Annotated in this window: 26 protein-coding genes; 9 read left to right on the forward strand and 17 right to left on the reverse strand. The window is 67.3% G+C overall.

Annotated elements, in window-relative coordinates; genetic code table 11:
* Positions 1 to 28 precede the first annotated feature (28 nt).
* From VMT40_RS18990 to VMT40_RS19010, 5 genes are all read right to left on the reverse strand, one after another.
* Positions 29 to 247, reverse strand: coding sequence for a hypothetical protein (locus VMT40_RS18990; protein ID WP_326306498.1), 219 nt, complete (start codon positions 245 to 247; stop codon positions 29 to 31).
* 457 nt (positions 248 to 704) lie between these two features.
* Positions 705 to 2366, reverse strand: coding sequence for an ABC transporter permease (locus VMT40_RS18995; protein WP_326359672.1), 1662 nt, complete (start codon positions 2364 to 2366; stop codon positions 705 to 707).
* Positions 2363 to 3298 carry an ABC transporter ATP-binding protein gene (locus tag VMT40_RS19000; RefSeq protein WP_326359673.1) on the reverse strand — a complete coding sequence of 312 codons (936 nt, stop codon included), beginning with the start codon at positions 3296 to 3298 and terminating at the stop codon, positions 2363 to 2365. The genes VMT40_RS18995 and VMT40_RS19000 overlap by 4 nt, the downstream gene beginning before the upstream one ends.
* 32 nt (positions 3299 to 3330) lie before the next feature.
* On the reverse strand, positions 3331 to 3984 hold the full coding sequence (locus VMT40_RS19005; protein WP_326359674.1) for a TetR/AcrR family transcriptional regulator: 654 nt from the start codon (positions 3982 to 3984) through the stop codon (positions 3331 to 3333).
* Between the two features lie 207 nt (positions 3985 to 4191).
* Positions 4192 to 4839, reverse strand: coding sequence for an O-methyltransferase (locus VMT40_RS19010; RefSeq protein WP_326306494.1), 648 nt, complete (start codon positions 4837 to 4839; stop codon positions 4192 to 4194).
* 240 nt (positions 4840 to 5079) lie between these two features.
* Here VMT40_RS19010 and sigE point away from each other — a divergent pair, with 240 nt between their 5' ends.
* The 5 genes from sigE (at position 5080) to VMT40_RS19035 (ending at position 9196) form a co-directional block, all read left to right on the forward strand.
* A complete protein-coding gene (gene sigE / locus VMT40_RS19015) occupies positions 5080 to 5784 on the forward strand; it encodes an RNA polymerase sigma factor SigE (protein WP_326359675.1) in 705 nt (234 codons plus the stop codon).
* 69 nt (positions 5785 to 5853) lie between these two features.
* Positions 5854 to 6192 carry a hypothetical protein gene (locus tag VMT40_RS19020; RefSeq protein WP_326359676.1) on the forward strand — a complete coding sequence of 113 codons (339 nt, stop codon included), beginning with the start codon at positions 5854 to 5856 and terminating at the stop codon, positions 6190 to 6192.
* Between the two features lie 10 nt (positions 6193 to 6202).
* On the forward strand, positions 6203 to 7774 hold the full coding sequence (locus VMT40_RS19025; RefSeq protein WP_326359678.1) for a S1C family serine protease: 1572 nt from the start codon (positions 6203 to 6205) through the stop codon (positions 7772 to 7774).
* Between the two features lie 66 nt (positions 7775 to 7840).
* On the forward strand, positions 7841 to 8278 hold the full coding sequence (tatB, locus tag VMT40_RS19030; RefSeq protein ID WP_326359679.1) for a Sec-independent protein translocase protein TatB: 438 nt from the start codon (positions 7841 to 7843) through the stop codon (positions 8276 to 8278).
* Between the two features lie 81 nt (positions 8279 to 8359).
* Positions 8360 to 9196 (forward strand): hypothetical protein, encoded by an 837-nt coding sequence (locus VMT40_RS19035; protein ID WP_033088195.1) that lies wholly within the window; start codon positions 8360 to 8362, stop codon positions 9194 to 9196.
* Between the two features lie 7 nt (positions 9197 to 9203).
* On the opposite strand, the gene VMT40_RS19040 is transcribed toward VMT40_RS19035, so the two are convergent.
* Both VMT40_RS19040 and folP read right to left on the reverse strand, forming a co-directional pair.
* Positions 9204 to 10127 carry a glucosyl-3-phosphoglycerate synthase gene (locus VMT40_RS19040; RefSeq protein WP_326359680.1) on the reverse strand — a complete coding sequence of 308 codons (924 nt, stop codon included), beginning with the start codon at positions 10125 to 10127 and terminating at the stop codon, positions 9204 to 9206.
* Positions 10124 to 10996, reverse strand: coding sequence for a dihydropteroate synthase (folP, locus tag VMT40_RS19045; protein WP_326359681.1), 873 nt, complete (start codon positions 10994 to 10996; stop codon positions 10124 to 10126). Before folP ends, VMT40_RS19040 begins: the two co-directional genes overlap by 4 nt.
* Before the next feature lie 169 nt (positions 10997 to 11165).
* On the opposite strand from folP, the gene VMT40_RS19050 reads away from it, so the two are divergent.
* On the forward strand, positions 11166 to 12020 hold the full coding sequence (locus tag VMT40_RS19050) for a glycoside hydrolase family 16 protein (RefSeq protein ID WP_326359682.1): 855 nt from the start codon (positions 11166 to 11168) through the stop codon (positions 12018 to 12020).
* Between the two features lie 10 nt (positions 12021 to 12030).
* Here the strand turns inward: VMT40_RS19050 and VMT40_RS19055 are convergent, their stop codons facing one another.
* The 4 genes from VMT40_RS19055 to dapE all read right to left on the reverse strand — a co-directional run bounded on the left by VMT40_RS19055 (position 12031) and on the right by dapE (position 16480).
* Complete coding sequence (locus tag VMT40_RS19055) at positions 12031 to 13800, reverse strand: long-chain-acyl-CoA synthetase (protein ID WP_326359683.1); 1770 nt, start codon at positions 13798 to 13800, stop codon at positions 12031 to 12033.
* Positions 13801 to 13962: 162 nt separating this feature from the next.
* Positions 13963 to 14514, reverse strand: a complete 552-nt coding sequence (locus VMT40_RS19060; RefSeq protein ID WP_326359684.1) for a TIGR00730 family Rossman fold protein — start codon at positions 14512 to 14514, stop codon at positions 13963 to 13965.
* A complete protein-coding gene (locus tag VMT40_RS19065) occupies positions 14508 to 15305 on the reverse strand; it encodes a TIGR00730 family Rossman fold protein (RefSeq protein WP_326359686.1) in 798 nt (265 codons plus the stop codon). The genes VMT40_RS19060 and VMT40_RS19065 overlap by 7 nt, the downstream gene beginning before the upstream one ends.
* A gap of 68 nt (positions 15306 to 15373) precedes the next feature.
* On the reverse strand, positions 15374 to 16480 hold the full coding sequence (gene dapE / locus VMT40_RS19070) for a succinyl-diaminopimelate desuccinylase (RefSeq protein WP_326359687.1): 1107 nt from the start codon (positions 16478 to 16480) through the stop codon (positions 15374 to 15376).
* A gap of 109 nt (positions 16481 to 16589) precedes the next feature.
* Between dapE and dapD the strand changes: the two genes are divergently transcribed.
* Complete coding sequence (dapD, locus tag VMT40_RS19075) at positions 16590 to 17546, forward strand: 2,3,4,5-tetrahydropyridine-2,6-dicarboxylate N-succinyltransferase (protein WP_326359689.1); 957 nt, start codon at positions 16590 to 16592, stop codon at positions 17544 to 17546.
* Between the two features lie 20 nt (positions 17547 to 17566).
* On the opposite strand, the gene VMT40_RS19080 is transcribed toward dapD, so the two are convergent.
* On the reverse strand, positions 17567 to 17935 hold the full coding sequence (locus VMT40_RS19080; protein ID WP_326359690.1) for a PPOX class F420-dependent oxidoreductase: 369 nt from the start codon (positions 17933 to 17935) through the stop codon (positions 17567 to 17569).
* A 33-nt stretch (positions 17936 to 17968) separates the two neighbouring features.
* Complete coding sequence (locus tag VMT40_RS19085; protein ID WP_326360255.1) at positions 17969 to 19378, reverse strand: acyl-CoA synthetase; 1410 nt, start codon at positions 19376 to 19378, stop codon at positions 17969 to 17971.
* 135 nt (positions 19379 to 19513) lie between these two features.
* Between VMT40_RS19085 and VMT40_RS19090 the strand changes: the two genes are divergently transcribed.
* Positions 19514 to 20368 carry an oxygenase MpaB family protein gene (locus tag VMT40_RS19090; protein WP_326359692.1) on the forward strand — a complete coding sequence of 285 codons (855 nt, stop codon included), beginning with the start codon at positions 19514 to 19516 and terminating at the stop codon, positions 20366 to 20368.
* A 32-nt stretch (positions 20369 to 20400) separates the two neighbouring features.
* On the opposite strand, the gene VMT40_RS19095 is transcribed toward VMT40_RS19090, so the two are convergent.
* Positions 20401 to 21033, reverse strand: coding sequence for a TetR/AcrR family transcriptional regulator (locus tag VMT40_RS19095; RefSeq protein ID WP_326359694.1), 633 nt, complete (start codon positions 21031 to 21033; stop codon positions 20401 to 20403).
* A 146-nt stretch (positions 21034 to 21179) separates the two neighbouring features.
* Between VMT40_RS19095 and VMT40_RS19100 the strand changes: the two genes are divergently transcribed.
* A complete protein-coding gene (locus tag VMT40_RS19100; protein ID WP_326359696.1) occupies positions 21180 to 22043 on the forward strand; it encodes an oxygenase MpaB family protein in 864 nt (287 codons plus the stop codon).
* A gap of 12 nt (positions 22044 to 22055) precedes the next feature.
* On the opposite strand, the gene VMT40_RS19105 is transcribed toward VMT40_RS19100, so the two are convergent.
* From VMT40_RS19105 to VMT40_RS19115, 3 genes are all read right to left on the reverse strand, one after another.
* A complete protein-coding gene (locus tag VMT40_RS19105) occupies positions 22056 to 23012 on the reverse strand; it encodes a proline dehydrogenase family protein (RefSeq protein ID WP_326359697.1) in 957 nt (318 codons plus the stop codon).
* The gene (gene pruA / locus VMT40_RS19110) at positions 23009 to 24643 is read right to left on the reverse strand and encodes an L-glutamate gamma-semialdehyde dehydrogenase (protein WP_326359699.1); all 1635 of its coding nucleotides are present in this window, start codon (positions 24641 to 24643) and stop codon (positions 23009 to 23011) included. Before pruA ends, VMT40_RS19105 begins: the two co-directional genes overlap by 4 nt.
* Positions 24644 to 24746: 103 nt before the next feature.
* Positions 24747 to 26285, reverse strand: a complete 1539-nt coding sequence (locus VMT40_RS19115) for a GMC oxidoreductase (RefSeq protein WP_326359701.1) — start codon at positions 26283 to 26285, stop codon at positions 24747 to 24749.
* Between the last annotated feature and the right edge of the window lie 238 nt (positions 26286 to 26523).

Genomic DNA, 26523 nt, shown 5'->3' on the forward strand with positions numbered 1-26523 from the left:
CGCGGTCCGGAAACCTCGACGCGACCGATCAGTTCGGGTAGCCGGGCACCGGAGTGCGGGCACCGCAGAACGGTTCACAGGTTCCGGTGGTCGTGGGCACGTAATGCGACGCGCCGTCATCGAATCGAGCCCCGCTCACCAGCAGCAATACCAGCAGGGCCCCGAAAATGATGAGGCCGAAGAAAATCAAGGTCGGCCACAGCCATCCCGCGGGCAGATGAATCCCGAGGGCAAGCCCCTCGTACATGTCCCCCACCTCCTCGCTGAAAAATCGATCCCCTTACTGAGTTACCACCCCCGCACCCCCGAATCCACCCCTCCCCACTGCCCCTCCACCGCCCCTGTGCCCATCCCCCGCCCCACCGCGTCTACTACGAATTCGCCACCCCGCCTTCACTTTCCCACCCGCCCCACCCATCACGCCGCTACCGCGCACCCCACCGCCGGAGCACCCCCGCGTGCCAGCCCAGCGAGCGCTGCCGGACACACGCCGCAGGAACGTTTCGGCCCCGTCCCGCGAACCGTGCGCCCCACACAATTCCTCCCCGGCCTCGAAATACCTCCGCCGTGGCGGCCAATAGTCGGTCCGGACAGCCGTTTCCGCTGGTACTCGTACCTGCCTAGCGCTGCGTCGAAGTGGTCGGGCATCACGCGTGAACGGCCCGCACCGACGGGTCGGTGCGGGCCGTTTGCGGTGGGTGGGGTCAGGCGGAGCGGAGGTCGCGGCGGCGGAAGGCGATGAGGCCCAGGGTGATCAATGCCACGTCGACCAGCAGCAGGATGATCAGTGGAGTGGCCGTGAAGGCCGCGCCGGGCACCTTCGGCGCGTGCTCGAAGGGGTTCAGATCGCGGAACCACTGCGGCGAACCGGACAGCGAGCCCAGCAGGAACACCGCCACCGCGGCGCTCAGCAGTCCCCACGCGACGGTCGTGAAGCGCGGCAGCAGCCCGAACAGCACGATCGTGAGCCCTACGAAGGTCCACACGGCGGGGACCTGAACCAGCGCGGCACCGAGCGTCCAGCCCACCTTGCCGCCGACATCCCCCGCGGCGCGGCCGTAGACCAGACCCGCGAGCAGGCCCGAAACCGCCAGTGCCAGTACCGGACCGAGTAGAGCGAAGATCAAATGCGAGGTCGCCCAACGGGTTCTGGAGACCTCACCGGTGAGCACGGCTTCCGCGTGGGCGGTGCTCTCCTCGGCGTGCAGCCGCAGGGCCGCCGAGACCGCGTAGGCGGCCGCGCCCACCGCGACCATGGTGAAGGCGTAGCTGATCAGCGACTTCTCCAGCGAGGCCGAACCACCCATGCGGGTAATGAGGTCTCGGATGGTCTGATTGCTGCCCAGCTGATCGCCGACACCGTGGGTGATGCTGCCGATCATCAAGCCGTACAGGCCGAGTCCGACCGTCCAGGCCAGCAGCGTCCCGCGTTGCAGCCGCCACGCCAGCCCCAGCGGACCCGCCAGCGCGGGCCCGGCGGCCAGGGCGCCCGGCCGTTCGGCGATCAGCCCGGCACCGGTATCGCGGTGTGCCAGCAGGTAATACGCGATCGCGGTCAGCACGACGGCGGTGAGCACGTGCAGCCACAGCACCGCGAAGTGGTCGCCCGCGAACGGCCGCACCTGCAGCGACCACCCCTGCGGCGCCATCCAGGTGAGCGGGCTGGTCGGCCCCGCGCCGGAGCGCACGTCCCCGATGGCGCGCAGCGTGAACGTCACGCCCAGGACCGCGAAGGCGATGCCGCGCGAGGTGCGGGCACTGGCGGACAGCTGGGCGGCGACCGCCGCCACCGCCGCGAAGACGATGCCCGACCCGGCCATGGCCAGCCCGAAGGCCAACGAGCCCGCCTTCGGCACCGACGTGCTGGCAATGCTGGCGTATCCGATCAGTCCGGCGAGCAGGGCTCCACCGTAGGCCACGATCAACGTGGCGGTCAGCCCGGCGAAGCGCCCGACCCGGGTGGAGGCCAGCAGTTCGCTGCGCCCGGTCTCCTCGTCGGCGCGGGTGTGCCGGATGACGGTGAGGATGGTGGCGATGGCGATCAGCGTGTAGAACATCCCCGCCTTCCAGATGCCCGCCGCGCCGAGGCTGTCGTCGTTGTAGACAGGCCCGTACATGGCCAATTCGGCCGGGTTGGACAGCACACCGGCGGCGAAGTCGTGGAAGTCCGAAGGCTGGTGGTAGAGCTTCTGAATGCTCTTGACGTAGACACTGCCCAGCGGGAGCGACAGCACCAGAATCCACAGCGGCAGCACGATCCGGTCGCGCCGCAGATACAACCGCAGCAGCTTCCCGGTACCGGTGAAATCCGCTGTGAACGACGGGATTTCGAAGGAGCGCGGCGCGGCGGCGGTGACGGCGGTCATTTCGACACCTTCTCCCGCTCGTCGGCCGGTGCCTCGCCGTCGAGTGAATAGTGGCGCAGGAAAAGCTCTTCCAGGGTCGGCGGCTGGCTGACCAGGCTGCGCACCCCGGCGTCGCCGAGCACCCGGATGAGCTCGCCGAGATGCTCGCTGTCGACCTGGCAGTGCAGGGTATTGCCGTCCACGCTGATGTCCTCGACCCCCGGAATTCGACTGAGATCGCCTGGGCTGCCGAGCATTTCGGCGGTAATCGAGGTGCGCGAGAGATGCCGCATCTCGGCCAGCGTGCCGGACTCCACGGTCTTACCGGCGCGAATGATGGTGACCCGCTGGCACAGCCGCTCCACCTCGGACAGGATGTGGCTGGACAGCAGCACGGTGGTGCCGCGCGCCACCGCCTCGGCCACACATTCGTTGAACACCTGCTCCATCAGGGGATCCAGACCCGAGGTCGGCTCGTCCAGCATGAGCAGGCGCGCGTTCGACGAAAACGCCGATACCAGAGCCACTTTCTGCCGATTGCCCTTGGAGTAGGTGCGCGCCTTCTTGCTCGGATCCAGCTCGAAGCGCTGAATCAGCTCGGCGCGCCGCTCGGTGTCGATGCCGCCGCGCATGCGCGCCAGCAGATCGATGGTCTCGCCGCCGGACAGCGACGGCCACAGCGTGACATCGCCTGGGACATAGGCGATATCGCGATGCAGTGCCACCGCGTCCGACCAGGGATCGCGCCCCAGCACCACCGCCTCACCGGAGGTGCGGGAGAGGATGCCCAGCAGGACGCGAATGGTGGTGGACTTCCCGGCCCCGTTCGGCCCGAGGAAGCCGTGCACCTCCCCCTCGGCGACCTCGAGGTCGAGGCCGTCCAGGGCGCGCACCTGCCCGAAATGCTTGTGCAGATTCCGGACCTGAATCACCGGGGTGGCAGGAACGTTCATCGAATCTCCTTGGAGGAAAACGACGGTGGTGGTTATTGCTCGGTCTGTGCGGTCAAGTCGGTCTGTGCGGCGAGTGCGTCCAGGGCCGTGGAATCGGTGAGCAGGCCGTTGGTGTAGATCTCCAGGGCGGGCAGCATCATGCGATCGGCGTACTCCCGTAGTGCCTTGCGGAAGTCCATCGGTCCGGGCTGCTCGGCCGCGTAGAGCTGCAGGAACATCATCATGCCGCCGCCATTGTTGGTGGCGATGTAGCGCGCCATGCCGGGCACGTCGCGCAGCGGTTTGATGCTGCCCGCCGCGATCCCCGCCCGCAGGTATTGCTCGGTGTCCTCGACCATGTGCTCGAAGAAGGTCCGCATCAGCGGCCCGCCGGACTGGAAGCTGCGCATGACGTAGGCCATGAGCGGCGCGAACTCCTCGATCTCGGCCAACTGCCGCATGAGCGCGCCCGGCGAAGGGTTCTCGACGTACTGCATCTTGGCGGTCCAGATCGTTTCCCGGACCCGCTCGTCGCACGCCTCCCGCAGGCCGTCCTTGGAGCCGAAATGGTGATTGACCAGCCCGGGAGACACGCCCGCGGCGGCCGCGATGGCACGCACGCCGACCCCGAACCCTTGCTCCCCGAACACGGTGATCGCGGCATCGCGAATCCGGGCCCGGGTCGTCAGATCGTCGGTTGAACGCATGTTTAATAGCTTAAACGCGTGTTCAACCGAAGGGCAAGGGTCCTTGGTCCCCGAGTCGCGGGAACGGCGAAATCAGGGCAGCGGGACATTCGGACATCGACAACTTTCCGCGCGCGGAAAACCGGTCCGGCGCAATGATTGCGACGCGGACCATCCCCAGGTGGAGCACTCCCGGACGAACCGAAACAGAAACCAGGGCTTGCTATTTCACCCGCGCGAAGCGCAGAGCAACCCGTCCCCCACCGGGATCAGCACGCTGGTCAGATCCGGATCCTCGGCAATCGCCCGGGTCGCGGCCCGCACCGCCACGGTCTGCGGATCGCGCTGCGCCGGATCCGGCACCCGACCCCCGAGCAGCGCATTGTGCAGCAGAATCGCCCCGCCCTCGCGTAGCAGGCGCACGGCCTGCACCACATACTGCGGGTGCTCGAGCGGCGCGGCGTCGATGAAAACCAGGTCGTAGGCCCCATCGGCCAAGCGCGGCAACACATCCAGGGCCCGCCCATTGATGAGCCGGGTGCGCGCGGGCGCGATCTCGGCCGAGCGGAACGCCTCCCGCGCCGCGCGCTGATGCTCGGGTTCGGAGTCGATGGTGGTCAGCGTCCCGTCCTCGCGCATGCCGTCCAGCAGCCACAGCCCGCTGACCCCGGCCCCGGTCCCGACCTCGACCACGGCCCGCGCCCCCAGCAATTGGGCGTACATGCTGAGCAGCGCGCCGACCGCGGGCGCGATGGGTGCCGCGCCGAGTTCGAGGGCGCGTTCGCGCGCGCCCACGAGGATGTCGTCCTCGGCGACGGATTCCTCCACGTAGGCGAGGTTGCGCTGCAGGTTCTGTGCCGCGGGAGTCTGGCTCACGAAGTAGAGGCTAATGGCGATACACCGGTAAGGCGTGGCGGTGACCGGCCGTGGTGGCGATTTTTCTCAGGTGTCCCTCAGCCTCCCCATACGGATGGCTCATCACGACCGACGAGAGTAAGCCTCACGCCAGGCCAGCGATCGTGAACCAGGCACCGGGAACAGCTGAACCAACCGAGTGGTTGTCACTGTCATCGGTACCGACGTTCACGGTCCCGAGTAGGAGGTAATCCCATCCACATGGTCGACGCGGCGCGTGAACACGCCAACACTCTGCACCCGCAGATCCAGCCGCTGGACAGCGACACCCCGCTGAACAGTGAGCTCTTCGTGTCCCCCGAGGCCCAGCTTACCGACGATGAGGGCCCCCTGACCGGCACCGCGGCCTTCGACGCGACCGGTGACCGCTCCGTCATGCCGACCTGGGACGAACTGGTCCGCGAGCACGCCGATCGCGTGTATCGCCTGGCCTACCGCCTCACCGGCGATCCGCAGGACGCCGAGGATCTGACCCAGGAGACGTTCATCCGGGTCTTCCGTTCCCTGCAGAACTATCAGCCCGGCACCTTCGAGGGCTGGCTGCACCGCATCACCACCAACCTGTTCCTGGACATGGTCCGCCGCCGCAATCGCATTCGCATGGAGGCGCTGCCGGAGGACTACGACCGCGTCCCCTCCGAGGGTCCCGGCCCGGAGCAGGCCTATCACGACGCCAACCTGGATCCCGATCTGCAGTCCGCGCTGGACTCGCTGGCCCCGGAGTTCCGCGCCGCGGTCGTGCTCTGTGACATCGAGGGTCTGTCGTACGAGGAGATCGGCGCGACGCTGGGCGTCAAGCTGGGTACCGTGCGCAGCCGCATCCATCGTGGACGTCAGGCACTGCGTGAGCACCTCGAGCATAATGGGGTGGAGCGGCGTTTCGCCGCCACCGAAAAGGTCGGGTGAGCCCGCGGACTTCGTGTCCGCTCGCGGGGCTCGCCCGTGGCTCGAATCGTCCGGAAGGGTGTGCAGCGTATGAGTGGCGAGGACCGACCGCACCGTCGTCCCCCGCGTTTCGCCCCCACCGAGCATCTGGCCAGTGAGGCCATCGCCGCCTACGTGGACGGCGAATTGCGCATGAACGCCTACCTGCGTGCCGCCCACCACATTTCCGTGTGCCGGGAGTGTGCCGCGGAGGTCGAAGCACAGCAGCAGGCGCGGATCGCGTTGCGACAGTCCTCGGATCAGATCTCCGCGCCCCTGAGCCTGCACGACACGCTCAGCCGGATTCCGCGTGCCCTCATTCAAGAATGCGGCAACCACCCGGCGGATTCGTTCGACAGCAGACGGTGGACCTCGTGGTGGCGCAAGTAGAGTCCATAGCGTGACCACCGAATCGAAGAACACGGGTCCCGGCAAGGACAGCGGGCCCGCGGCGAATTCACCGTTGTCCGGGGAATCCGATTCGGCGGCCGATCGGGGGAACCTGAGGCCGTCGGACGCACCGGTGCTGGGGCCGCGCCCGGTCTACCGGCCGCATGTCGACAATCACACCGCGCGCGCCTTCCGCCGCCCGAACGGGCAGCACGGATCCTTCGCCGCGCGTCCCGCCGGTGCCGCGCCGCAGGCCGCGCCCGGGGACTCCGAGATTCAGAATCGTCCGCCCGACGCGGTGCTGGCCGAGGCCTTCGGCCGCCCGGAGGGTTCGACCGAAGTCCTGCAACGGGATCCGGAGGCCAAGGGTGAGGCGGCGGCCCCGGCCGCGCCCGCCGATCCGTGGCGGGACCCGAATTCGCCCGCGCGGCTGGGTACCCCGGCCGTCGCGCAACCCCAGCCGCAATCGCTGACCCCCGGCCCGAAACTGGGCGCGCGCGAGGTGCTCTTCGGCGGCCGGGTGTCCTGGAAGGCGCTCGCGACGCTGGCCGCGATCGCGGCGGTGATCGGGTTGCTGGGTGGTTTCGTCGGCGCGTTCACCGGTTCGTCGGCGTCCGCGCTCACCTCGCGCAAGGTGACGCTGCAGTCCGCGCCCGCGGGCAGCGCGGGACACAACCAGCTCACCAAGGTGGTCAATGCCGTCATGCCCGCGGTGGTCACCGTGCGAGCGTGGCTGGGCGACACCGGATCCACGGGTTCGGGCGTGGTCATCGACGGGGCCGGATACATCGTCACCAACAATCACGTGATCTCGCTGGCCGCCAATGACAAATCGGGCAAGGCGAAGCTGGACGTGGTGTTCTCCGACGGGCAGCGGGTGCCGACCCAGATCGTCGGCCGCGACACCAAGTCGGATCTGGCGGTGCTCAAGGTCGATGTGAAGAACCTGTCGGTGATTCAGCTCGGCAATTCCAATGACGTGCAGGTCGGTGACGACGTGGTGGCGCTGGGTTCGCCTCTGGGCCTGGAGAAGACGGTCACCTCGGGCATCGTGTCGGCACTGCACCGGCCGGTGAAGGTCGGCGGCGAGGGCACCGACACCGACGCCACCCTCGACGCGGTGCAGACCGACGCGGCCATCAACCACGGCAACTCCGGTGGCGCGCTGGTGGATATGCAGGGTCGGTTGATCGGCATCAACTCGGCCATCAAGTCCGAGAGCGGCGGTTCGGTGGGTCTGGGCTTCGCGATTCCGGTGGATCAGGTGAAGCGGATCTCGCAGGCGCTGATTCGGGACGGCTCGGTGCACCACCCGCGACTGGGCGTGAGCGCCAAGACCAAGATCGTCGCCAATGACGTGATGAGCGGTGCGGCGGTGGCCGATGTGCAGGCCGGGAGCCCGGCGGCCAAGGCGGGCATCGTCGAGGGCGATGTGATCGTGAAGGTCGGCGACCGGGATGTGTCGGGGCCCGAGGAGCTCACGGTGGCGGTGCAGTCGCACGAGATCGGACAGACGGTGACCGTGCGGTTGATTCGCGACGGCCGCGAGGTGGACGTGCCGGTCACCCTGGAATCGGACTAGTCGGTTATGAATCGGCGCAGGTGCGGCGGCGAAAACGCCCGAATCGGACAAAGGTAGCCTGGATCCGTGTTCAGCAATATCGGCTGGGGCGAGATGCTCATTCTCCTCGTCGCCGCACTCGTCATTCTCGGCCCGGAGCGCTTGCCCGGTGCCGTGCGCTGGACCGCGCACGCGTTGAAGCAGGCCCGCGATTACGCCACCGGCGCGACACAGCAATTGCGCAATGAGCTCGGCCCGGAATTCGACGAGATCCGGAAACCGTTGGAGCAGTTGAACGAACTGCGCAGTATGAATCCGCGGTCGATGGTCACCAAACACCTGCTCGACGGCGACGATTCGGTGCTGAACAGCTTCAACGATCTGACCAATTTCGACAAGCCGCTCAGCTCCCCGAACAGCGGAAACGGTTCCACCAATACGGGATCCGGCCCGATTTCGATACCCAAGGTACAAAAACCGCTGGAGCGCAACGAGCGTCCACCGGTGGATCCCGACGCCACCTGACGGCAATCCGGGCCGTGCCCGAGATCAATTCTGTCGACCGGGCTTGACGCATGATGCTGTCCAGCTATCTAGACTGCGCACATGTCGGCCGACGAGGTGGCACGGGTATTCGCGATCGAGGACAAGGTCGAACGCCTGAAAGCCGCCACCGAAGGCGTGGCCGCTGCGCAGCAGCAGATCAATGAGCTGACTCGCATCCGCCGCGCCGTCATCCGTGAACTGCATGCCGAAGGGTGGACGTTCGCGAGAATCGGTGCGGCCGCGGGACTTTCCCGCGCGCGCATCCATCAGGTCAGCACGCAGGGGCCGGTACCGGAGGGTCTGTTCTTTGGGCACGGCCCGCTGACCATCCTCACCCCGGACGTGCGCAGCACCACCCGCGCCATCGCGCTGGTGGGCGCGCCGGATGCCGCAGCGCCGCACCGGCTCGTAGAACTCCTGCGTGAACTCGGCTTCACCGCCAATGTCCAGCGGTTCCTACCGGGCCGCCCGCTCGACCTCGACCGTGACGGCCTGATCGTGCTCGGCGGGCCCGAATTGTCGCCCAGTTTGCGCTATTTGGTGGCCGCCGACCCCCGCCTGCGCCGCACCGTGGCGCGCGCGGGCCGGGTGCGCCGCGGCATCGAGGACCGGGCCGCCCGCCGCGTCTACCGACCGGGCGGCACGGAGCCCTACGACATCGCCTACCTGGCGCGCCTACCCCGCCCCGACGGCAAGGGCAGCGTCCTGGTCATCGACGGCCTGCACCCACCGGCTTCCCTCGGCGCAATCCGCCTGCTGGCAACCAGACTCGCCACCTTGCACGAACGCGCGGGCACCCACCCGTTCTCGGCCGTGGTGGGCGTCCGCTACGACCGGTCGACCGGCGAACCGATCGAGGCGGACCTGTTGACCCCGATCTACCGCCACGATCGCTGAAACAGCCTCAGGCGGCGGCCTCTTCGGGGCGGAGGGTGTTCATCGGCGGGCGATCCGCCAGCGAAACCTCGGTGGTGTTCGCAATGAATTCGCCTGCCACCAGGGGAAATTGGGTCAGCGCCGCACCCGAGTCCTGAATTCCGCTGCGGCCCAGGACGGTGCCCAGGATCTGGCGGCTCATGACGCCGAGGTCGGCCAGGGGACGGTTGCGGTGCTGGCGGACGCCCAGGTTCACCTGGCCGATGCTGGACAGGCCCAACAGGTCGTAAGTGTCGAGGAGCAGACCGATTTCGACGCCGTAGCCGGGGGCGAAGGGGACGGAGGTGAGCAACTCGCGCGTACCCGCGTACTCACCGCCCAAGGGCTGCAGGACATTCGAGAGTTCCGGGCGCAGGGCGGCCAGCAGCGGGCGGGCGACCAGTTCGGTGACGCGGCCGCCGCCGTGGTGGTCGACCGCCTCGCCGGTGCGCAGCGGGCGGCGGTAGTACGCCTTGACCAGGTGCATGCCGTCCACGGTCAGCAAGGGGCCCAGCAGCTTCGGCACGAAGTTCGGGTCCGGGTCGATGAGGTCGGAGTCCACGAAGGCGATGATGTCGCCGGTGGTGACGGCCAGTGAGCGCCACAGGCACTCGCCCTTGCCGGGAACGGGTTCGAGTTCGGGGACGGCTTGTTCGCGGGTCACCACCTCGGCTCCGGCGGCTCGTGCGCGGGCGGCGGTGGCGTCGGTGGACCCGGAGTCCAGGACGACGAGTTCGTCCACCAGCGTGCCGACCAGGGGCCGGATGCTGGCCACCACCGCGGCGACGGTGGCTTCCTCGTTGAGGGCCGGAAGAACCACGGAGACGGTGCGGTCACCCTTGGCCGCGATCAGTTCCTCGACGGTCCATTCGGGGCGATCGAAGGTGTTGGTATGCACCCAGTCTGTTTTCATGCGAGACCTCGCAGGGTACGGGCGGGTGGGCGGAGACCCTGGATGGCGGCGATCATGTCCACCACCCGGCGCGTGTGGGCGACCTCGTGCACACGAAAGACGCGAGCACCCGCGGCGGCCGACCAAGCAGTCGCTGCCAATGTGCCCTCCAATCGTTCGGTCAGTCCGACACCAAGAGTCTCTCCGATGAAATCCTTATTGCTCAGCGCCATCAAGACGGGCCATCCGGTTTTCACAAGAACGTCTATCGCACGCAACAATTCGAGCCCGTGATAGGTGTTTTTGCCGAAATCATGGGTCGGATCGATCAAAATCGAGTCCTTGGCCACCCCGGCCGCCGCAGCATTTTCGGCCGCGGCCACCACCGTCTCGGTGACCTGGGTCACCACATCGGCGTACCGCACCCGGTGCGGACGGGTCCGCGGAATCGCACCCCCGGTGTGGGAACACACGATTCCTACGCCCAGATCGGCGGCCACGCTCACCAGCTCGGGATCCGCTCCCGCCCAGGTGTCATTGATCAGATCCGCCCCCTCGGCCACCGCGGCCCGGGCCACCTCGGCCCGCCAGGTGTCGATGCTGATGAGCAGATCCGGATACCGCTCGCGAATGGCCGCCACGAACGGCACCACCCGCCGCGCCTCCTCCGCGGCATCCACCTCCGACCCCGGCCCGGCCTTCACCCCGCCGATATCGACCAGATCCGCCCCCTCGGCGACGGCCCGGTCCACCGCTCTCATGGCGGCGTCGTCGGTGAACGTCGCGCCGCGGTCATAGAAGGAATCCGGCGTCCGGTTCACGATCGCCATGACCAGCGCCCGATCCGTCGCCACCGGCTTCCCGCACAATGTCGGCAACGGCGCACACATGCCCTCGACTGTACCGAGCGCTGTGGCGCACCTGCTGGGCAGCCGACCGGAACCGGCGTCCGACCGGCTGCTGTTCAGTTGCCGGAAACTCCGCCGCGCTCGACACCGCGGCGACCCGCGCCCGCACCCTCACGAATTCCTCACCCTCCGACAGTCAAGCTGCCGCACGATGAGAATCCTTCGCGCCACCGCATTCGCCGCCGCCACCACGATCCTGCTCGCGGGTTGTTCGCCGCACGAAAGTCGTGATACCGCGACCGATGTCGCGCTCCACTGGCGGCAGACCTGGTCGGACGAGTTCGACGGCCCGGCCGGTGGGCGGCCCGATCCGGCGAAGTGGGTGTACGACCGCGGAGGTGAACCGCAATGGGGCAACGAGGAATGGCAGTACTACACCGACCGCCCCGAGAACGTGTCCACCGACGGTCAGGGGCACCTGGTGATCACGGCCCGCCGCGAACGGTTGCCGGGGATGAGCGGCTGCGCGTTCGGGCCGTGCGATGTCACCTCCGGCCGCATCACCACCCTCGACCGTTTCGACCAGGCCTACGGCCGGTTCGAGGCGCGCATGAAGGTCCCCGCGGGCAAGGGCTTCTGGCCCGCGTTCTGGCTGATGGGCGCGAATCTCGAGCGGCGGCCATGGCCGGGCAATGGCGAGATCGACGTCATGGAGACGGTCGGCGACGATCCCGGCACCGTGCACGGTTCGGCGCACGGCCCGGGGTTCGAGGATCCGGGATATACCGAGGACTACGAATGGGACGGACGGCTCTCGGACGACTTCCACCTCTACGCGGTGGAGTGGACGCCCGACCGCATCGGCTGGTTCCTGGACGACCACCGCTACTTCAGCATCGACAAGAAGACGCTGAAGGCGGGCGAGAAGTGGGTGTTCGACCACCCTTTCTACGCGCTGCTGAACCTCGCGGTCGGCGGGACCTGGCCGGGCCCGCCGGACGAAACCACCGTGTTCCCAGCCGCATTGGTCGTCGACTACGTCCGGGTGTACGAGCAGGTGAGGTAAGCGAGACGGTTCAGTTGGCAGGCACCCGCCCGGCGGCGACGTCGGCGGGGTAGTCGGGGTAGGCGGGGATGTAGCCGTCGGTGCGGCCCGCGAGGACGTAGAGGGTGCCCTCGGCGTCGGGGTTGTAGCCCTGTTTGCGGAGTTCCACCTTGCGGCTCTTGAAGGTGGAGGTTTGCTCGAGTTCGTCGACCACGCGGATGAAGAGGGGGACGGCGTAGGTGGGGAGGCGTTCGTAGAGGGCCTTGGCGGCCACCTTGCCGTCGAAGGTCGCGCCCTCGTGCAGGGTGACCGCGGCCATGCCCGCCTTGCCGTCGGCGCCGGGGATGTCGACGCCGAAAACGACTGCCTGCGTGACGGAGTCGATGCCGCCGAAGGCGCCCTCGACCTCGGTGGTGGCCACGTTCTCGCCCTTCCAGCGGAAGGTGTCGCCGAGGCGGTCGACGAAGGCGATGTGGCCGAAACGCTGATCGCGCACCAGATCGCCGGTGTCGAACCAGCAGTCGCCCTTCTTGAAACCGTCACGCACGAGCTTGGATTCGGTGGCCTCGGCATCGGTGTAGCCGTCGAACGGCGAGCTGTCGGTGACCTTGGCCAGCAGCAGGCCGACGCCGCCGTGGGCGACCCGGCGTAGTCGGCCGTCCGGACCGCGCCGCGCCTTGCCGGTGGCGTCGTCGTATTCCACGATGGCGAAGGGCAGCGGGGTGAATCCGGCGGTCTTGTCGATGCTGAAGGCATTGATGAAGGCGACGTTTCCCTCACTGGCACCGTAGAACTCGACGATCCGCTCGAGACCGAAGCGGTTCTGGAACTCGTCCCACAGCTCGGGCCGCAGACCATTGCCGACACACAGTCGGACCGTGTGCGCGCGATCGGTGCGTCGGGGCGGCTGATTGAGCAGATAGCGGCACAGTTCGCCGATGTAGACGAAGGCGGTGGCCTGGTTGGCGATGGCCTCGTCCCAGAAGCGGGTGGCCGAGAACTTGCGCCCGAGCGCGAAGGTCGCGCCGCCCGCGATGACCGAGGACAGCGCCACCGTGAGCGCGTTGTTGTGATAGAGCGGCAGGCAGCAGTACAGCGTGTCCCGGCCGTTGAGCCGCACACCCAGACCGCCGATCCCGGCCATGGATTTGGTCCAGCGCTGATGGGTCATGACGCTGGCCTTGGGCAGGCCGGTGGTGCCGGAGGTGAAGATCAGATAGGCACGCTCCTTGGCCGTGATCTGTTCGGTCACAGCCGGATTCGCGTCGTCCACGATGCGGGCCTGGGCCGCGAGCTCCTCCGACCAGAGCACATTCGGCCGGGGCTCATCGAGCGTCTCGAGCGCGTCGGCGCATTCCTCGCCGATGACGTCGAGCACCGAGTTCAGCAGCCCGAAACTGTGCTGCAGCACCGTATCTCGCTGATTGTGATTGAGCAGGCCCGCGGTCGCACCGAGTTTCACCGTGGCCAGCACCGTGAACAGCGCCTCGGGCCGATTGGCCAACAGGATGCCGACCACGTCGCCGCGCCGGACGCCGTGCGCGGCAAGCACATTCGCGTACCGGTTGACCTCGGCATTGGCCTCGCCCCAGGTGTACTGTCGCCCTTCGAATCTCAGGAAGGGCCGGTCCGGGTGCTTGGCCGCGCCGCGCTGGAAGAACAGTCCGATGGACGCCTTGTCGCCGGATTTCACCAGCATGTGCACGGCGTTGCGGATCATGCCGGGGGCCGACGTCGCCATGCCGGGCAGACTGCGGGCCAAATCGAACAGGCTCACCGTCGAACGGGCATCCGTATTCACTTGCTGTGCTCCTCACGGGTCGTGCTCACGCCGTACGCCCACCCTTGTCGATCCACCCGATCTTGTCGAGTGAAACCACATGGTTTCGCTTGATTCGGCGCGAATTCCGGCCATATCGGCGGATTCGGTCAAGAACCGTCGCCGAAATACCCGTCCGGAAGATCAGTAACCCGGCCGCAGCGCCGCGAAGGCGGCGTCGAAGTCCGCGGTCACCACCGCGGTGTCCACGGCCTCGCGACCGGCGTAGCCGCGCCGCCCCAACTCCTCGATCCAGGCGAACAGCCCCGCGTAGTGCCCGAGCGGATCGAGAATCACCACCGGCTTCTCGTGCACGCCCAGATAGGCCCCGGTCCAGGTTTCGAACAGCTCCTCGAGGGTGCCGATGCCGCCGGGCAGGGTCAAGAACGCGTCGGCGCGATCGTCCATGACCTGTTTGCGCTCGCGCATGGAGTCGGTGACGATCAGCTCGTCGGCGTCGGTGTCGGCGACCTCGCGGTGCACCAGCTTCTTGGGAATGACGCCGACGGTCTTGGCCCCGGCCTCCCGCGCGGCCCGCGCGACCGCGCCCATCATGGAGACGTTTCCGCCGCCGGACACCAATTGCCAACCGCGACGCCCGATTTCGGTGCCCACCCGGGCGGCCAGCTCCAGCGCCCGCGGATCGTCCACGGACGCGGAGCAATACACGCAGACCGAGTACGGCTCGCTCACCACTGGTCCTCCACGCCACCGGACTCTTCCATCTCGTGCCGGGCGTGCGCGGCGGCGGTGACGATCTGGATCACCTCGTCCACGCTGTCCGTCAGGTGCAGCAGCCCGAGGTCGCCGGGCGCGATCTTGGCCGAGCCGAGCAGCGAGTCGCGCATCCAATCCATCAGTCCCGCCCAGTATTTGGTGCCGAACAGGATGATCGGGAAGCGGGTGATCTTGTGGGTCTGCACCAGGGTGAGCGCCTCGAACAGCTCGTCGAGGGTGCCGAACCCACCCGGCATACAGACGAAGGCCTGGGCGTACTTCACGAACATGGTCTTGCGCGCGAAGAAGTACCGGAAGTTGATGCCGAGATCGACCCACTCGTTGAGGTGCTGCTCGAACGGCAACTCGATGCCCAGGCCGATGGAGTAGCCGCCCGCCTCGGACGCACCCCGATTGGCCGCCTCCATGGCACCCGGGCCGCCACCGGTGATGACCGCGAAACCCGCACGGGCCAAGGCACTTCCGATGGCCATCCCGGCCTGGTACTCGGCGGAGTCGGCGGGCGTGCGCGCGGAGCCGAAGACCGCGACCGCGCGCGGCACCTCCGCCAACGCGCCGAAGCCCTCGACGAATTCGGCCTGGATGCGCAGCACGCGCCAGGGGTCGGTGTGCACCCAGTCGGCCTGGCCGCGTTCGTCCAGCAGATGCTGATCCGTGGTCCCTATCCCCTTTTTCCGATCCCGCCGCAGCATGATCGGCCCGCGGAATCGCGGTGTCTTCGGCGACCTCACCTCTTCGTCAGCAGACATGCAGCCAACCGTACAGGGCACCGGTTACCCGCGCCGGTCGCTTGACCAGCGCGGTGCTGAACATCCGATCAGTCTTTGGCCCCGGTGAGGTAACTGCGCAGCATCGACGCGACCTGCGTGATCTGGTCCACCGGCAGGTGCTCGTCGCGCTTGTGCGCCAGGTTCGGGTCGCCCGGGCCGAAGTTGACGGCCGGAATGCCGCGCGCGGCGAATCGCGAGACATCGGTCCAGCCGTACTTGGCGCGGACGCCGCCGCTGCCGTGCGCGTGCACGATCTCGATCAGGTCCTTGGCGGCCGGATTGGACAGGCCGGGCAGCGCACCGGGCGCGCCGTCGGTGCGCTCGAAATCCAGTTCCAGCCCGGCGAATACCTCGCGCACGTGCTCGGTGGCCTGATCCAGGGTGCGGTCGGGAGCGAAGCGGAAGTTCACGTCCACCGAGGCCACGTCCGGCACCACATTGCCCGCCACGCCGCCCTCGACGCGGACCGCGGACAGGCCCTCGCGGTAGGTGCAGCCGTCGATCTCGACCTCGCGCGCCCGGTAGTTGGCCAACCGCTCCAGGATCGGCGCGAGCCGGTGAATCGCGTTGTCTCCCAGCCAGGCTCGCGCGGTGTGCGCGCGCACGCCCGCGGTGGTGAGCCGCACCCGCAGGGTGCCCTGGCAGCCCGCCTCGATCCACCCGCCCGACGGTTCACCGAGAATGGCGAGATCGCCCTCGAGCCATTCCGGCAATTCCCGTTCGATGCGGCCGAGGCCATTGAATTCGGCGGCGATCTCCTCGCAGTCGTAGAAGATCAGCGTGAGATCGTGCACCGGCTCGGCCACGGTGGCGGCCAGGTGCAGGAAGACCGCGTCGCCGGACTTCATATCGACGGTGCCGCAACCCCACAGCTGCCGTTCCCCGTCCGGGGCGGTCTCGAAATGGCTGGGCACATTGTCGGCGATGGGCACGGTGTCCAGATGCCCGGCGAGAATGACCCGCGTCGGCAGGCCGCGGTTGGTGCGGGCCAGCACGGTATTGCCGTGGCGCACGATCTCGAATCCGGTGGTTTGTTCGCGCAGCGCCTTTTCGACGATGTCGGCGATGACCTTCTCGTCCTTCGACACGCTCGGAATGTCCACGAGCGCGGCGGTGAGTGAAATGGGATCGGCACTCAGATCGATGGTGGTCACTTGATCCACCTTAAGGGAGGTTTTACCTCCGCTCTTCGCACGGTGGTTGCTCTGGCACGAATAGACACCGCATGCGGTACGAATTCACAGACCGGTAACGTAATGGGACGTGAGTACTCAGGGAGCAACAGCAGTCGGCCTCGCCACCATCACCGCGAACGGAACGGTGCTCGACACCTGGTATCCGTACCCGGAGCTCGGTGAATTCAGCGATACCGGCTCCAAGCGCCTGGATGCCTCCGATGTCGAGTACGCCAAGTTCGCCGATGCGGTCGGCGTGGACGAGGCCCGCCGGGTCGAGACGGTCGTGGTCCGCACCACCATCGCCGACCTGTCCGCCGCACCGGTCGACACGCACGATGTGTATCTGCGCCTGCACCTGCTCTCGCACCGTCTGATCCGCCCGCACGGCGCGAACCTGGACGGCCAGTTCGGTCTGCTCGCCAATGTGGTCTGGACCAACTTCGGCCCGTGCTCGCTCGAAGAGTTCGAGCTGACCCGCCTGAAGCTGCGCGCCCGCGGCCCGGTCACCGTGTACGGCGTGGACAAGTTCCCGCGCATGGTCGACTACGTGCTGCCCTCGGGCGTGCGCATCGCCGACGCCGACCGCGTGCGCCTGGGCGCGCACCTGGCCTCGGGCACCACGGTCATGCACGAGGGCTTCGTGAACTTCAATGCCGGGACGCTCGGCAATTCCATGGTGGAGGGCCGCATTTCGGCCGGTGTGGTGGTCGGCGACGGCTCCGACGTCGGCGGCGGCGCGTCCATCATGGGCACCCTGTCCGGCGGCGGCAAGCAGGTCATCTCGCTGGGCGAGCGCTGCCTGCTCGGCGCGAACTCGGGCCTGGGCATCTCGCTCGGCGACGACTGCGTGGTCGAGGCGGGCCTCTACGTCACCGCGGGCACCAAGGTGACCGGGCCGGACGGCACCGTCATCAAGGCCGGTGAGCTGTCGGGGCAGTCGAACCTGCTGTTCATCCGCAACTCGGTGACCGGCGCGGTCGAGGTCCGGCCCCGCAAGGGCACCGGCGTCGAGCTCAATGCTGCACTGCACGCCAACGACTAGGCCGCCCTGCACGCCAACGACTAGATACCGAACCCGATAACCCGTTCCGGGGTGATCCGGATGAGTTCCGGGGACAGCCCCGGATAGAACGGTTCGACATCGCGCAAAGCCTGTGCGGTGCCTCGGATTTCGAGGCACCGCACTTCCCACGGCTGCACGGATTTGATGTCGTCGACCACGAAGGCGACACGCTCATCTTTGAGCAGATTGCGGAACTTCTGGCTGGCGCCGAGGTCTCGCCCGCCGATATCGATGGTGCCCAGCGCCGCGTTGTAGCGGAAGCCGACCGGATTGTTCTGTGGGGAGCCGTCGGGGCGAATGGTGGCCAGCCGCCCCAATCGCTGGCTGTTCAGGTATTCGATCTGGGCGGGCGACAGGGATGCGGTCATGGCTTCACGGTAGGACCTCGAGTGCACTCGAGGTCAAGACAGCAGTTTCTTCTGCACCTTCCCCATGGCATTGCGCGGCAGGGAGTCGACCACACGCACCTCGCGCGGACGCTTGTGAGCCGAAAGTTCGCCCGCCACATGGGCGATGAGATCGTCGGCGATCGATGCGGCGGCACCGTCGCGCAGGACGACGAAGGCGACGATGCGCTGGCCGAGATCCTCGTCGGGCACGCCGATGACGGCCGTCTCGGCCACCGCCGGATGGCCCAGCAGTGACGTCTCGATCTCGCCCGCGCCGATGCGGTAGCCGCCGGACTTGATGAGATCCACCGATTCCCGGCCGACAATGCGGTGGAAACCCTCGGCATCGATGACGGCCACATCACCGGTCTTGAACCAGCCGTCGCGGGTGAAGTTCGCCGCGGTCACCTCGGGTTTGTCCAAGTAGCCGTCGAACAGCATCGGGCCGCGCACCTGAAGTCCGCCAACGCTTTCCCCGTCGTGCGGCACCGGGTGGCCCGCCTCGTCGCGCAGCCGGGTCTCGACACCGGCGACCGGGAGGCCGACCCACCCCGGGCGACGCTCACCGTCCGGCCGGGTGGAAATGGTGATCATGGTTTCGCTCATGCCGTAGCGTTCGATCGGCGCGTGGCCGGTGAGTTCGGCCAGCCGCTCGAACACCGGCACGGGCAGCGGCGCGCTGCCGGAGATCAGAATCCGCGCCTTCGCCAATTCCCTTGCCGCCGCGGGTTCTTCGACCACCCGCGACCACACGGTCGGCACCCCGAAATACATGGTGCCGTGTGCCTCGGCGTAGGCCTTGGGCGTCGGCTTGCCGGTGTGCACGAGCGGGCTGCCGACCCGCAGCGGACCGAGCACGCCCAGGATCAGACCGTGCACGTGGAACAGCGGAAGACCGTGCACCAGAACGTCTTTGTAGGTCCACCCCCACGCCTCGATCAAGGCGTCCAGTCCGGCGGCAATGGCGTCGCGGCTGAGCACGACACCCTTGGGCGCACCGGTCGTGCCCGAGGTGTAGAGAATGAAAGCCGTTGATTTGCCGGGCGGTTCGGCGTATCGATGCCAGGACCGCGCGTGCTTGCGCACCGGCACCACCGGCAGCTCCGTCCCCGCGGGAGCCTTGCCCAGCCACGCCTGCGCGCCCGAATCCTTCAGAATGTGCGCCAGTTCCGCGCTGCCCGCGTCCGGCGGCACCGGCACCACCGTCACCCCTGCGAGCAGGCAGCCGACCACCGCGAGCACGGTGGTGACGGTCGGCTCGGCCAGCACCGCCACCCGCCGCGCCTGGGCGACCCGTTCGGCGACGGAGGTGGCCGCACCGAGTAGATCACCGCGCGACAGCGTCTCCCCCTCGATGGTGACGGCGTTCGGAATATCGTCCCCGGCGGCAATGGCGGCCGGGTTCAGCGAGCTCAGCAACAACGGCGACACGGCGGCCACGCTACCGGAGGCTCACCGGCAACGAATCGCTTGCGAACCTGCCAAGTCGGTTGACAGGCGACCCGAGCGGGTAAGAAAGTTTCTGTATAACCTTCTCACCAGAGGATGTGGTCAATGATGACCAGGCCGCTTCACGATCCGTTCGACCAGCACGCCCCCGAACCCGAGATCGATATTCGGCAATACCTCGACGGCGCGGCCGGTTTCTTCGGCGCGGCCGCGAATGTGATCATGCAACTCGCCAACCGCCCGGTCGGATACGGCGTGGTGGAGAGCCCGGTGGAATCCGGGAACGTCATGATCCATCCCCTCAAACGCCTGCGCACCACCCTCACCTACCTGGCGGTCGCGCTGCTCGGCAGCGAGGAGGACCGCGCGGCCTATCGCGAGGCCGTCGACTCGGTGCACAAGTACGTTCGCTCCGGCGTGGGCAGCACGGTGAAGTACAACGCCTTCGATCCCAAGCTCCAGCTGTGGGTGGCGGCCTGCCTGTACTGGGGCGCGCGCGACCTCTACGAGCGCATGCACGGCCCCATGGACGAGTTCGACGCCGACGCCTTCTACCACTACGCCGCCCGGCTCGGTACCACGCTCCAGATGCGCCCGGACATGTGGCCCGCCGATCGCGTTGCCTTCGACCGCTATTGGGAGGAGAACCTCGCGAAAACCCGCATCGATCCGAAGATCAAGGCCTACTTCGAGGACCTCATCGACCTGAAGATGCTGCCCCGCCCGTTCCAGCTCGCCTTCGGCGGCGTGCACCGCTTCTTCGTGACCGGCCTACTGCCGCAACATCTTCGCGACGAGATGGGCATGACCTGGACACCACGTCAGGATCGCGCGCTGGCCCGCATGCTGCGCGTGGTCGGCGTGGCCGAGAGCGTGGTGCCGACGCCGATCCGCGCGTTTCCGCTCAATGCCTATCTGCTGGATATGCGCCTACGCCGCAGGCTGGGCCTGCGGCTGGTGTGAATCCCGGTGCGGGTCAGAGGATTCGGTGCGGGTCAGAGGATTCGGAATCCCGGGATGACGTGGTCGCGGGCGAACCGCCGCAGCGCCTCGGGATCGCCGATCGGGATGACGGTCTGCGGGGTCAGCGCCAGTGACAGTGCCGCGCGGGCGATCATCTCGGCCAGCGGCAGCGGATCGTACTGCGGCAGTTTGCCTTCCGACTGCAGCCGGGTGATGAATTCGGCCAGATAGTCGCGCCCCAGCTCGATGACCGGCGCGCCCTGCACGGTGAGGTAGGGCAGCACGATCTCGGGTTCGGTCTTGAGCAGGCGGTCGAGCAACTGATTGCCGCGCAGCCCCTCGATGAAGGCGACGAACAGGGCGACGATCTGCTCCTCGGCGCTGGCGTCGGCCTCGATCGGGCCCTGCACGGCGGCGTCCACATCGGTGATGAACTGCCGGGCCTGCCGCAGACCGACCGCCTGGATCAGGTCGTTCTTGCCCGCGTAGCGGCGGTAGAGCGTGGCCAGGGAGAGTCCGCCGCGCCGGGCGACCTCCACCATGGACGTGCGTTTGATGCCGAAGTCCAGGAAGGCCATGAGCGCGGCGTCGAGGACCTTCGCCTGATTGCGGTCCTCGGGGCCGGATCCGCGGACGAGCGGCAACAGTTTGGCCAACTTGGCCATGGTCCGAGCCCTTTCCGGTCGCGGTGAAACGGTGAGGCACTAATCTTCGCACATTGACACGACCAAACCGCGATGAGAAGGTGAGTAGCGAAATTTCTCACACTCTCCTCATGGGCGAGGAGTGACGACGAGGAGCCGAGTCAACGATGACCGCACCGCTTCGCAAGTTCGACGAGTTCGCACCGGCCTACGAGCCGATGACCCCGGAAACCGTGCGCGAGCACCTCGACGGCATCGCCGCCTTCCTCGGCGGCGCGGCCAATGTCGTCATCCAGTTGTCACTGAAGCCCGTCGCCTACGGCGTCATGGAGAGCGATGTGGACAGCGGCAAGGTCATGCTGCATCCGATCAAGCGGCTGCGAACCACCCTCACCTACATTTCGGTCGCCTTGCTCGGCAACGAGGACGACCGTCGCGACTACCGCGAGGCCGTCAATCGCTCCCACCGCTCGATCCATTCCAAGCCCGGCGCCGAGGTCAAGTACAACGCCTTCGACCCCAAACTCCAGCTGTGGGTGGCGGCCTGTCTGTACTGGGGCATCGACGACCTCTACCACCGCATGCGCGGACCCATGACTCCCGAAGTGGCGGAAGCCTTCTACCAGTACGGCGCACGCCTGGGCACCACCTTGCAAATGCGAGAGGACATGTGGCCCGCCACGCGCGACGAGTTCTACTCGTACTGGGAGGAGAACCTCGCGACCAAGCGGATCGACGCGCCGACCCGTAAGTACTTCAACGACCTCATCGACCTGAAGATGCTCCCGTGGCCGCTACAGATCGTCTTCGGCGGCCTGCACCGCTTCATCGTCACCGCCCTACTGCCCCCGCACCTGCGCGACGAGATGTCCATGACCTGGAGCGCCCGCGAGGAGCGCATTTTCGCGGGCTTTCTGCGAGTGATCTCCATGGTGTGGACCCGCATGCCCGCGCTGATCCGCCTGTTCCCCTTCAACTTCTACCTGGCCGACATGCGCCTGCGCCGCCGCTTCGGGCGACCGCTGGTCTAGCGCTCGGCTCGTCTAGCGATCTGCCAGGGCACGCAGGAAAAAGCCGAGGTTGGCGGGGCGTTCGGCGAGGCGGCGCATGAGGTAGCCGTACCACTGGGTGCCGTAGGGGACGTAGACGCGGAGGTTGTGGCCCTCGGCGGTGAGGCGTCGTTGTTCGGCGTCGCGGATGCCGTAGAGCATTTGGAATTCGAAATCGCCAGGGGCGCGGTTGTTTTCGTCGGCCAGGGTGAGGGCGGCGGCGATCATGGCCGGATCGTGGGAGGCGACCATGGGGTACCAGGCGCCGCGCATGAGGACATCGAGGCAGCGCAGGTAGGAGGCGTCGACGTCGGAGCGGCGCTGGTAGGCGACGGTGGCGGGTTCCTGGTACGCGCCCTTGCACAGGCGGATTCGGGTGCCGTCGGCGGCGAGGTCGCGGGCGTTGGCCTCGGCCTGGTGCAGGTAGGTCTGCAAAGCCACGGCCAGCCAAGGGAATTCCGCGCGGGCGGTGCGGACGGCCTGCAGGGTGTCGGCCGTGGTGGTGTGGTCCTCGGCGTCCACGGTGACCCAGACGTGGCGTTCGACCGCCTTCGTGCACAGCTTGTGCAGGTTCTCCGCGGCAATGGCGGGCCCGTCCCGGTCCAGGAACTGGCCGAGCGCGGACAGCTTGAGCGAGACCTCCACGCGCGGGATGTCGGTGTGCGATCCGGGCACGGCGAGATCGACCTCGGCGAGATCGTCGATGAGCGAAAGATATTCCGTCACAGCGGCATCGGCTTGGGCGCGCTCGGTGGTGTACTCGCCCAGGAAGTCGACGCTGACCGAGCGGCCGCTCTCGAGCAGCGCGGTGGCCACGGGCAGCAATTCGGCCCGGGCCTCACCGGCCACGAAGCGGCGCACCACGGCCGCGGTGACCGGGATCCGGGTGATGGCGTTCTTCATCCGGGACGATCCGGCCGCGGCCAGGATCGCGGGGCGCAGCGGGTTCATCGCACCTCCATGTGGGGGTAGCGGAAATCGGTGGGGGGAACGAAGGTTTCCTTGAGCGTGCGCGGGGCCACCCAGCGCAGCAGGTTGAGGTAGGAGCCCGCCTTGTCGTCGGTGCCGGAGGCGCGGGCGCCGCCGAAGGGCTGCTGGCCGACGACCGCGCCGGTGGGTTTGTCGTTGATGTAGAAGTTGCCCGCCGCGAATCGCAAGGCGGTGGTGGCGGTTTCGACGGCCCGGCGGTCACGGGCGAAGATCGCGCCGGTCAGGGCGTAGGGCGAGGTGGAGTCGACGATATCGAGGATGTCGGTGAACGAGTCGGGCGCGGTGTCGTCGTAGACGTAGACCGACAGGATCGGACCGAAGTACTCGGTGGCGAACGCCTCGTCACCCGGATCGTCGCCGAGCAGCACGGTGGGGTGGACGAACCAGCCGGTGCCGTCGTCGCACCGGCCGCCGATGATGTCGATTCCGGCGCCCTTGGCCCGGTCGATGGCGGCCTCGCACTTGGCGTACGCGCGGCTGTCGATCACGGCCCCACCGAAATTCGACAGGTCGGCCACATCACCGTAGGTCAGCGATTCGACCTCGGACAGGAAATCCTGCCCCATCCGCCGCCACACCGATTTGGCGATATAGGCCCGCGAGGCGGCCGAGCACTTCTGGCCCTGATACTCGTAGGCCCCGCGAATCAGGGCCGTACGCAGGGCATCCGGGTCGGCCGACGGGTGGGCGAGGATGAAGTCCTTGCCGCCGGTCTCCCCCACCAGCCGCGGATACCCGTGGTAGCGGCCGATATTCGATCCGACGCTCTGCCACAGGAATTGGAAGGTGCGGGTGGATCCGGTGAAGTGGATGCCCGCCAGCTTGGGATCGGCCAACGCCACCTCCGACAGCTTCGCGCCGTCCCCGGTCACCATATTGATGACCCCGGGCGGCAGGCCCGCCTCCTCGAGCAGCTTCATGGTGTAGTAGGCCGAAAGCGTCTGCGTCGGTGAGGGTTTCCACACGACGGTATTGCCCATCAAGGCGGGCGCGGTGGGCAGGTTTCCGGCGATGGCGGTGAAATTGAATGGCGTGATGGCGTAGACGAATCCTTCGAGCGGCCGATAATCCATCCGATTCCACACGCCCGCAGCGGATTCCGGCTGCTCTCGCAGAATCTGCCGGGCGAACGCGACATTGAATCGCCAGAAGTCCACCAGCTCGCAGGGTGCGTCGATTTCGGCCTGCTGCACCGATTTCGACTGCCCGAGCATGGTGGCGGCGGCGAGGGTCTCTCGCCAGGGCCCGGCCAGCAGGTCGGCGGCCCGCAGCAGCACCGCCGCGCGTTCCTCGAATGGCAGGGCCCGCCAGCCGGGTGCGGCGGCCGTGGCGGCGGCGATCGCGGCGCGGGCCTCGTCGTGGGTGGTATTGGTGTAGGTCCCGAGTACGTGCCGGTGCCGGTGTGGCATGACGATCTGCAGCCGTTCCCCGCCGCCGGGCTGATGTTCGCCACCGATCACCAAGGGCACATCGACGGATTCGGCGGAGAGTTCGGCGAGCTTGCCGGTCAGCACCTCACGTTCGCGGCTGCCCGGTGCGTAGGTGTGCACCGGTTCGTTGCCGGGAGCAGGGACAACCGTGACAGCGTCCATATCCCAGGCTAACGCGAGCGCCTGGGCCGGGGCGGAGGGACACGCCCCGGCCGGGCCGAGGGCGGCGGAGCACACCGGACCGCCCTCGGGTCTGGGACCCCCGTCAGTGGAAGTCGTTGGCGATGATGTTCTCGATATTGCGTTCCGCCAGCGCGGTGATCGTCACGAACGGGTTGACGGTGGTGAGGCCCGGGATCAGCGAACCGTCGATGACGTACAGACCCGGGTAGGACGTGAGCCGCCCGTAGTTGTCGGTGGACACATTGATCACGCAGCCGCCCAGCGGGTGGTAGGCGAAGTCGTCACCCCAGGTCTTGTACTCGCCGAACAGGTCGGTCCGATAGATGGTGACCTCTTTGCTGTTGATCTTGTCGAAAATGCGCTTGGCGCAGTCGATGCTGGGCTGGTTCCACGCGGTCTGCCAGTTCAGGTCCACACCGCCGGTGGCCGAGTTGTAGGTGAAGGTACCGCGATTGGGGTTCTTCGTGATCGCCAGGTACAGGCTCGCGAAGGTCTCGATGCCCGCCGGGAACGGCGAGATCTCCGCGAAGGCCGGACCGCCGCTGTCGGACCAATTGTCGATGCCGACGGTGGGGATGCAGGACTGCAGGCTGCCGGTGGCATCCCACGCCTGGTTCTGCCGGGCCACCATGACATTGCCGTTGTTGCCCCAGCCGGTGCCGACCGAGTCGGGCAGGTTGGGCAGCTTGCCGGTGGCCTTCTGCGTGACCAGCAGCTTGCTGGTGCCCACGCTGCCCGCCGCGAAGAAGACCTTCTGCGCCGTAACGGTTTTGGTCTTCACGGTATTGCCGCTGGTGTCGATCTGGTTCATGGACACCGAGAATCCGCCGCCATTGGCGGGGGCCACCGTGGTGACATTGTGCTGCGGCACGATGGTCACCTTGCCGGTGCCCGACGCCGCCGCCAGATACGTCTTGTCGAGGGAGTTCTTGCCGTAGTTGTTGCCGTAGATGACCTCGGCGTTGAGCGCGGAGCGCGGCGCGGTGTTGGCCTGCTCCTGCTTCATGTAGTTGAAGTCGTAGACGTTCGGCACGAAGGTTGTCGAAAACCCGGAATTCTCGGCCGTTTTCTTTCCGACCCGCGCGAACTGATAGCAGTCGGCGGATTGCCACCAGGTCTGGTCGACGTTGTTCACCTTCAGCCCGGCATTGGCCCGCGGGTAGTAGGTGCTGTACATCGAGGCCGCGTCGACCGAGGGCAGGATGCTGGCGAAGTTCTCCTGCTTGGGCGTCACCGCCATGCCGCCGTTGACCAGCGAGCCGCCGCCCACGCCGCGGCCCTGGTAGATGCGAATACCGCTGAACTGCTCGGCATCCAGCACACCGGTGTACTTGGAGATGGACTTGTCGTAGGGCGCGCCCATGAAGTGGTTGATCGGCTGCACGGTCTCCGTGCGCAGCCAGTAGGACCGCCCGTCCGGGTTGAGCATGTTGCAGAAGACCTTGCCGTCGGAGCCGGGCTGCGTCCAGGACATGCCCTTCTCGACCATGACGACGCTCTGCCCGGCCTGCGCGAGTCGCAGGGCCGCGACCGCGCCGCCGTAGCCGGTGCCGATGACCAGGATCGGCATGGTGTCGCCGTCATTGATCGAGCCGGTGGGTAACGCGCGCGCCGAGGGCATCTTCGGTAGTAGCGCAGCCGCCCCCAGAATGACACCTGTTGCAGCTAGGAACCCGCGTCGGCTGACATTGCTGCCATAGACACTCTTACCGGGGGTTTCATAAGACAGACCACGCACTGAAAGACTCCTCATCGAGATGCGATGAGAACCTGTTATAGGCGGTGTGAAGAACCTACGGGTCAGTTTTGGGAAAGATCAGGAAGAAGATCAGAAAAAAGAAAAAGCCCTCCGCGTGGAG

The sequence above is a fragment of the Nocardia sp. CDC160 genome (assembly GCF_035818795.1).
Lineage (GTDB): Bacteria > Actinomycetota > Actinomycetes > Mycobacteriales > Mycobacteriaceae > Nocardia.